Annotated in this window: 4 protein-coding genes; 1 reads left to right on the top strand and 3 read right to left on the bottom strand. The window is 56.6% G+C overall.

All coding sequences use genetic code 11. The features are described 5' to 3' along the window. Positions 1-143, bottom strand: a 143-nt coding sequence (locus HV796_RS44815) for a transposase (RefSeq protein ID WP_425497114.1), incomplete at its 3' end; no start/stop codon positions are given. Positions 144-3,290: 3,147 nt separating this feature from the next. Between HV796_RS44815 and HV796_RS39025 the strand changes: the two genes are divergently transcribed. After that, a complete protein-coding gene (locus HV796_RS39025; protein WP_175233125.1) occupies positions 3,291-3,890 on the top strand; it encodes a recombinase family protein in 600 nt (199 codons plus the stop codon). Between the two features lie 704 nt (positions 3,891-4,594). On the opposite strand, the gene HV796_RS39020 is transcribed toward HV796_RS39025, so the two are convergent. Both HV796_RS39020 and HV796_RS39010 read right to left on the bottom strand, forming a co-directional pair. Further along, positions 4,595-4,861: a hypothetical protein gene (locus tag HV796_RS39020; protein ID WP_175233124.1), complete on the bottom strand. Its 267-nt coding sequence runs from the start codon at positions 4,859-4,861 to the stop codon at positions 4,595-4,597. Between the two features lie 916 nt (positions 4,862-5,777). Continuing rightward, the gene (locus tag HV796_RS39010; protein ID WP_175233126.1) at positions 5,778-7,286 is read right to left on the bottom strand and encodes an MFS transporter; all 1,509 of its coding nucleotides are present in this window, start codon (positions 7,284-7,286) and stop codon (positions 5,778-5,780) included. Positions 7,287-8,211 lie beyond the last annotated feature (925 nt).

Raw genomic sequence — 8,211 nt, 5'->3', positions numbered from 1 at the left:
GAATCGCACTGCCGACGGCGTCCGCGTGAAGCAGCACGTGGCAGCAATCCCCTGATTGCGGCCCACTCGATGTCGCTCATATCGCTCGGGTAACGCTTCGTCTTCTGCGCCCGCTTTACCTGGCCATCCCTAATGTTCTTTATTTCACATCCCCTACTTAAACCACATCCGGCTCAAATCTTTAAACGCGTTCTGACTCCTCCGGCGCACGTAGGGGATCCTCGAGAAGCTCCATGATCAGCGGTGAGTCAGTTTGCTCCGCGCATACCCGGCGGACGGCACCTACAAGTCGTGCGCCTATACGTTCAGGCTGCTGTTCGACACGCAAGCCAACATTCAAGGGCGTCGGATTGGAGAATCGATGCTAGCCAATACCACCGCTCCAAACCGCACTCCGCATCAACACATTCCTTGGGTCGACGCAAGGCTACTATGATTCCTCGAGATTCTCGACAAGAAAGGAAACGATATAATCATGCCACGCTATTATGCGCAGTGCTTCAGGTTAATTTGACATTAATCCTCTTGCGATAAGCGGTCTCTACAAGCGATTTGACTTTGGCTAGCCCAAGCTCAGATCAAGCGCGCCGCAACGCCGGTGAGGGGCGGTAGGGGAGCAGGAATGACGGTCCCCATCCCCTTCGCGGGTCAGGGGACTGGCTTGATTCTGGCGGCGCAACGTGCGGTGCCGCCGTCGCGCCATGAATCCACTCAGGCGAAGGTTCGGACACTTGCGTAGCATCACGAAGTAATTATTATGCCCCGCTCACTACGGCGCGCAGGGGACTTTCCATTGCTTCGCAATGGCGTGGTGCATGCTTGGCCGACACGGTTGTTCTTTGACCACCTAGACTAGAGCGACTCGCTTGGCGCTCGTCAACCGCGGGATCGCCACCACCCCTCGTGACGTCTCGTCACAATGCATAAAACTCCGGAAGTCGAAATCCAGCGGTTTGCTCCCACTGCGGGCGCCGGCGGTTTCCGCAAACCGCCGCCCAGGCTCAATCAGCGACGTCATGTTCTCGTGCGACTTCAGGGCGAGTCGGCCAACCGCCCGGTCACTCACACGTGAACAACTCAGTGCCTTTCCGTCGCCGGGGGGAAACCTGAGGCCCAATCACAGGTACGCGCACGACATTCATGTCGCGCTCGCCGGGCAAGGTGCTCATGCGCAACAGCTTTTCGACCTGGCGAATCGCTACGCACCCAGGTCAACAAAGTACGCACCGGGTGTGGGGTATGACGCGTAACGGATACCGCGCTTGACGTGCCACACATCGAGCGGGTTGGGTATGCGACACGAGCACGAGGCTGACATCGTCCAAATAATGCGTTTCGCGCCAAGACCTGATTGCACAGACGCACTCGCATGTGCGCGCCTTCGCTTCAGGGTGTCTGCCAGGCGCCCCCCCCGTCGCGCTCACGTCCGGGCGTCGATCAATCGACGTAGCAAGATTTCACCCGTGGTGATCGTGTCGATGCACGAGTCGACGAGAAAGAAGTCACACCAGTCGACGCGATCGAACTCTCCCGACGCTGAGCTTGCATTGAGCGTTCCGGACTGGTTGCTAGCCAGTTAGTTACTGACGAACGCGAGATCGACTATCTCATCTTATAGGATCAGGCCAACAGCACTTTCAATCTTGCGCGATAAGCTGCCCTCAAACGACGCGCATCTGCCCCTCCGCGAATCGCGGGCGACCGGAGTCGCTTCGACCTACGGCACAGTGAGTTGCCTCCATGCCGGACGTGGCCTTGCGGCAATAAACAAGCTCAGACGCGGACGGAGTTCAGTCTCGTGCTGGTAGTCGCCATGAAAGAACCCACCTGAGACAAACCGGCAGGCTTACTAGCCGAAGTAGCTCGCGTATCGCCGCGAGCTTAAATCTCATTCGAATCGTTGCCTACGTAAGGGTCCACATTTTGGCTCGCGGGGGACTTTGCTACGGATCATTGTGACAAACGTATTTCAATGCATTCATACAGTGCTGCGCTACGACGCCAGCAAACCCGACCTCTGAAGCTCGAGCACCCGCGTATCGACCCGAAGCATAGCTTGCACCCACCTGCGATGCAGGGGTGTAAGTTGTTGTACCACCGCGTCTCTGGCCGTGTCTCCGTTCTGTTTGGCCGTTGTGGTCTACGTCGTGCCGTTGAGTGCTGCATTTGGGTGCGCGTACCCTTCTTGCGTCGCCTTGCTGTCTGTTTCTGTTCCGTGTGTTGGCACAGCACTGTCGGTCGCGCTTCGTTGTTAGGTCTTGTTCGTCGCTCGTCTGTCGAGGTGTCCGCTTGCTGGTCTTTATCTGTTTGCCGTGTGCGTTCGCGGGCTTTCTTTAACTTCTCCTATTTTCCTCATTTTTTATAAGACAAAGAATTTCAACCTTTTTAGATCATTATTTTTGTTGAAATTTTTCTTAATATATTTACAATAAGTCGCATACGTATGAGTTTTCACAAAGCTTTCCCCCTCCTCGCGACATATCGCAGTTCCGAGAAGATGTCAAGGTTCGCGAGGAAGCACCACAGACGGGCACAGAGGCAACATCAGCCTAGCTGCGGAAGTATTTGCTGAAAGACCACCCCACAAAAGAAGTCAAAATGAAAATGTGCGCGATATCACGATTTAGTCATAAAACGATTAGCAATTACTATTGCTTAAACAATTCGTTCCGTATTCGCTGACTTCGTCCGGATCACGCTAGTGCATAGCCTCAAAACACCGGCAAAAGCTGCTTTCATAAAGAGCGACTTTGGGCATGATTGTCACAATTCATCGCGAATAATTCGCTGCGGCCCAGTCGGCAAGCTCGGAACCTATATAACGGGATCTCCGCAAACGCCGCGGGACTTGAAGTTGCATCGAGAGCGAGAAGACAAATGCTACCCAGGTACAGGAACTGATGTATATGCACACACGTTGATAGTTATACTAAATACTTGCCCTAGGTACGAGATATCGGAATGGAGCTCACCTGGGTCCGGCGACCTCTGTCACGTGCCGCGGCGTTTACGCCGGGTCCTTGCTACATGTAGGGCAAATCGCCACACCGCTCGCCCGGGCCGCAAGCAAATGTTCCGTTTGGGCAACGAATCGCTATCAACCGCGCACTTCGACTCTGCACGCGGCAGCCCTGCGCGTCCCGAGCCGTCGTCGTTGCGTCACCGCGTGAAAGATCCGACGAGATGGCGCATCGATTACCGAATCCGTGTTTGCCATGGCACCAGTCGCCGTCGAACGCCGGTAGATCACGATAGTACGGAGCAAATAAATTGGGGAAAAGGGACGTTTTATGCGAATTGGATATGCGCGAGTATCTACTGCGGAACAAATTCTCGACCTGCAGCTTTCCGCGTTGAAAAAATATGAGTGTGATCATATTTTTTCCGATTTTGGTTTTTCCGGAGCAAATTTCAATCGCCCCGGTTTTCAGGACGCGCTGAATACGGCTGGACCGGGCAGCACAATCGTTGTCTGGAGACTCGATCGACTCGGTCGGTCGCTAAGACATCTTGTCGAAGTCATGAGTGATCTGCGCGCCCGCGAAGTGGGCGTTGTCTCACTGACCGAGGGCATCGATACGCGCTCTCCCACGGGACAGTTTACGTTCCATATAATCGCCGCGCTCGCGGAGTTTGAGCGCGCGCTGATAAGCGAACGCACTCGCGCCGGTATCGCGGCAGCAAGAGACCGAGGCCGACGACCGGGACGTCCTAGCAGCCTCACACGTTCGCAAATTGAACTCGCGGTCGACTTGCTGAAAAGCAATTCGGAAAAATCGGTCGCAAGTGCTCTTAACGTTCACCACAAGACACTGCGACGTCAACTTAGGAAATTCGGCCTCGACGAATCGCTGACATCAAACGCGCTTGCGCCACAGGTGACAGAGTAAGTCAATACCCTTACATTTGCAGCCGACTTTGGTAAGTCAATTGATGCTGCTGCTTGAATCTGGTCAGCATCACTCTCGCACCTCAAGCCAGTATCGGGGACTCGGGAAGCCTGCTATCGAATCGGGTTGTGTGCGTCGCCCTTTCCGCACAGACTGCCAAGGGGCGCCACCCAGCTACCGCAAGCTCGCTTTGGCGACGCAAGGAGCGGATAAAGTCGCTCCGCACACTTTGTCAACTGTGCTTGCCAACGCGCGACCGCGAACAATCGACTTTGCCGCGATGCAATTTCGAAGATTACCCGTTTCCGTGAGCGCGACGACGGCGTGAACCAATGCCATTGTGGTCCGAGACGCGGCCCCACAAGCTTGAGCGTTTCTTGCGACGTATCCGGGGTAAAGCACAAACCGTCCAATGTAATGCACGGCTGCACGTGGCGGCGTACACGGTTACGAAAGTTCCTCGTTGCCTAAAGCTTGAGCTGTGCGCTTAACCCAAACGCTCGCGCGATTTCTCCGCCATCTCACCAGCGTTCTCGGCGTTGAAGATCGCCCTGATCTTCAACGCTCGCACTTCGCTCATCACACGATCGGTAAGAAACGGTGGGTCAAGCAGCCTTCGCTGCTGCCCAAGGCAATCGGATCAAGAGCCCTGCATGCCAAGTACTTGATCCGTTAGTGTTCGTCGAATTCGGCTTTGAGCCGCTTTATAACAATTGCCTACTGGTAATTTTACCAGTAGGCAATAGATTCGACACGCTGTGGCGCAGGATGGCGAAATTTTGTTCGATGTTGTCTATACGAACACGCCATTGATCCTCGCCAAACGCAAGATTGATCACCCGATGAATGCTGTTTTCCATGGCCCAGCGAACGTGCACCGCCTCGCCAATCCCCTTCGGATCCGCGGGCAGGTTGCTAACAAGTACCGCCGCTTCAGAAAAACGTGGCCGTCGATCTCTCGGGCGACGCAACCATCACCACCGAACACAGCCTGCCCCCATTTGCTTTCAACCATCCAGTCGATCGTGTCGGTCCCAACGCACCGGCGCTTCCCGATTCTTCCAGGCAACTTTTGTCTCATTGTCGGCAAACAATTTTTCATGCGATTGCCTTGGCGTGCTGCCTGGTCTCATCGAGCTTCTCGACGCCGATCTCTTCCTTCTCCATCTCGGTGTCGTAGCGCATCTGCAGGTTCATCCAGCTCTGCACGCCGGTACCGAAGAAACGCCACAGCCGTGTTCACAGTAACTGAGCGCTCGCCCATCACGATTTCGTTGACGCGCTGCGCCGGTACGTCGATCGGGATCGCAAGCACGTACTGCGTGATGTTGATGAGTTAACGCCACTCGCGCGCCTGGAGGTCTCTAAGCGTCGCAAGCGGTACTTGCCGCGCCATATCTAACTCCATTGAGAGCGCGGCGGGAGTCCCCCCGCTAGTGGAAGTGGACGACTTCAACACGGCGGGCGGACGGAATGTCATCACCGGCTTAGGGTGCAATACGTTTGGGTGCTGGTGATGTGGATTCTCCGGAATACCTCGAAAGCCTATTCCGGCAGTTCGTCGGGCAGATGATTCAGGCCATGCGGCACGGCCAGTTGTTGCATGGCGGCGCAGGAGGTGCCCGCCCCGTCGCGGCTAGCCGCGTGAGGCCCGCACCTCAACGGTTCCAGCCCGGCAGCGTATGCGCGCACCCGGCGCCCTGCAGGGCGTGCGTGATCAGCTATGCAAAGCGCGCGCGCTCACGGGTTTGAGTTGCACACGCGCCCGGATACGACCGTATAGAGCTGCATACGGCACACGTTCAAGCGCGCTCGCCAAGCACGGATGCGCGGAACGAACGCAAAGTTCAGGACTCTGTAGAACAACTCGCACTATGGGCTCTGACTTTATCTGTGACGAAAGGTAATTTGCGAGATATTGCGCACAAGCAGCGCCGCAGCCAGCGCTGCACAGCCGGCCACCAGCACGCCAATGTGAATCGATTGGACCATCACATGCCGCGCGACATCGAGCAACGCGGGGCCGTCGAGTCCCGCGCGTTTTAGTTGCACAAGCAACGAGTCGCGCAAACCTTCGTCAATGAGAATACGCGGGTCGGCGAACGCCGGGCGCCACTTTGCGGCGAGGGGTTCACCGAACACGCGTAGTGCGTTATCGACGCCTGGCGCGTACCGGCGATTCACGATCATTGCGACGACACTTGTGCCGAGGATACCGCCGACCATCCGCGTCGACTGCAGCAGTGCTGTGGTGATGCCGAACCGCTCGCGGCCCGCGATCTCCTGCCCGAATATGTTCAGGTTGTTAAGGACAAAACCAAGCCCGATGCCGACGGCCCCCATTGAGAGTTCCAGATACAGGTGCGGCGTAAGAGGCGTCGATAGCGCAATGCCGATCGATGCCGCGACGAGCAGCCCGAAACCGATCGACAGAATCGCTGTCGGCCGCGACAGATGAATCACGATGCGCGTGTTGATCAAGCTGCCCAACGCGACGCACGCGGCGATCGGCGTCGCGAGCAGACCGGCCTGCTGCGGCGACAGGCCGAAGCCGCCTTGCAGCAGCAGCGGCGCGAAGAAGATCAGCGAGAACATCACGAAGCCGGACAACACCGACAGCGTGAAAAGCGTGACGAGTTGCGCGTCGTTGAAAAGATCCAGCGGAATCATCGGATGGGTCGCGCGCCGCTCGCACGCGAGCAGCAATGCGGTGCCGATCAAGACGAACGCCGCGAGCAGCAGATTGCCGCTCGTTAGCCCGTCCTTCGCCACCGCCTCGATAAACATCTGCAAGCCGCCCAGCACGAGTGCGACGAGCAGAGCGCCACCCCAGTCGATGCGCACTTCGCCGACCTGTTCGCGCCTGTAATACGGCAAATGCGCCCAGATAAAATACAGCGCGATCGCACCAACCGGCAGATTGACGATAAACGTCGAACGCCAGCCAAGATGCTGAGTCATCCATCCGCCGAGCGATGGCCCGGCCGCAGTGCCGATTCCATATGCGGCCGCCATCACCACCTGCCAGCGTACGCGCACGCGCGGATCGGGAAACAGATCGGGAATCGAAGCGAACGCGGTACCGACCATCATACCGCCGCCGACCCCTTGCAGCCCGCGCGCGATGACGAGAAACGGCATGCTCGTCGCGATGCCGCACAGTAGCGACGCCACTGTGAACGTGATCACCGCGGCGATCACAAAGCGCTTACGGCCGAAATAGTCACCGAGGCGGCCAAACACAGGCACCGTGACGACCGACGCAAGCAGATACGCGCTCGCAATCCATGCGTAGAACTCGAAGCCACGCAGCTCAGACACGATTGACGGCAGCGCGGTACTGACCACCGTCTGATCAAGCGCGACCAGCATGTTGACGAGACCGATGCCAAGCATCGCCAACAAGGCATCGCGGAAGGGTAAGGCAATGGACTGCGGGTGCATAGGATTCACGTCAACATAGGGCGGCAAGGCGCACAAAAGAGGTTAACAAGACAGCCTGTCGTCGCTCGATGCTCGACATGCGCGAGCCGTTGCCACTTTTGCGTTTTCACGAGCGAAAAATTTAATGACAGATTCATGCTGAACAATATCTGTTCTTCAATAAAAACATCCTCGTAACGAATAACGAATAACGAATAACGAATAACGAACATTTGACACGCGACTCCCGAGAAACAAAGAGAAGTCGTCTATCGCGCCAGTTCCTAGCCTTCGATCAAGCGTTCAAGCTTCCTCGACCAAGCTGATATCGTCCTCGTCCGAAATTTGTGCGATCAGCGATGCTGCGCGCGCGTCAGTCACATCAAGGAAGTCGTGGCAGTCACGGCTGCGGTAAATATCGGACGGCGCATCGCACGGCCCGCCGGGACATCTCCAGCCATGAGGCGAGCACTTGTTCGGTCAGAAGCCGCCGGGCATCCCCTATCCGCAATCGAGGATAGCGCGAAGAATATCGCCGTATATTTGTCTTGCGTGCGCGTCGGCTTACGCTCATCAATCATCTTGGCTGGTGCCCTGTCAGCATGGACCGTATTAATAAGGAAGGTCGTAACTGCGACGATAAAAAAATTCGGTGCATGTCGTCCGTTCACGCGCAACACGGCTCTCACAGCGTCGTGGAGCGGCGTCCTCCGCACAGAACGAGGCTGTATTGTCCACTTATGCGGGTTAGAAAAACATAATGGTGGGATACTGGTTTGAACCGGCGCCCCAAATAATCGCGCTGTTAAATGACAATATCCGTTTGTGGCACTCGCACAATTCAGGAGCTTGCCCGGGACCACGGCAGGATGCCACTATTGACCGGATGCTGGAGGGG

This window comes from Paraburkholderia humisilvae, from assembly GCF_902859855.1.
In the GTDB taxonomy this organism is placed as follows: Bacteria; Pseudomonadota; Gammaproteobacteria; order Burkholderiales; family Burkholderiaceae; genus Paraburkholderia; species Paraburkholderia humisilvae.
This window is presented reverse-complemented; position numbering and strand designations above follow the sequence as displayed.

What these genes read in the sequence shown, in the direction of transcription:
- HV796_RS39025 (WP_175233125.1), top strand. Translation starts at nt 3,291, where the DNA reads ATGCGAATTGGATATGCGCGAGTATCTACTGCGGAACAAATTCTCGAC.
- HV796_RS39010 (WP_175233126.1), bottom strand. Translation starts at nt 7,286, where the DNA reads ATGCTTGGCATCGGTCTCGTCAACATGCTGGTCGCGCTTGATCAGACG.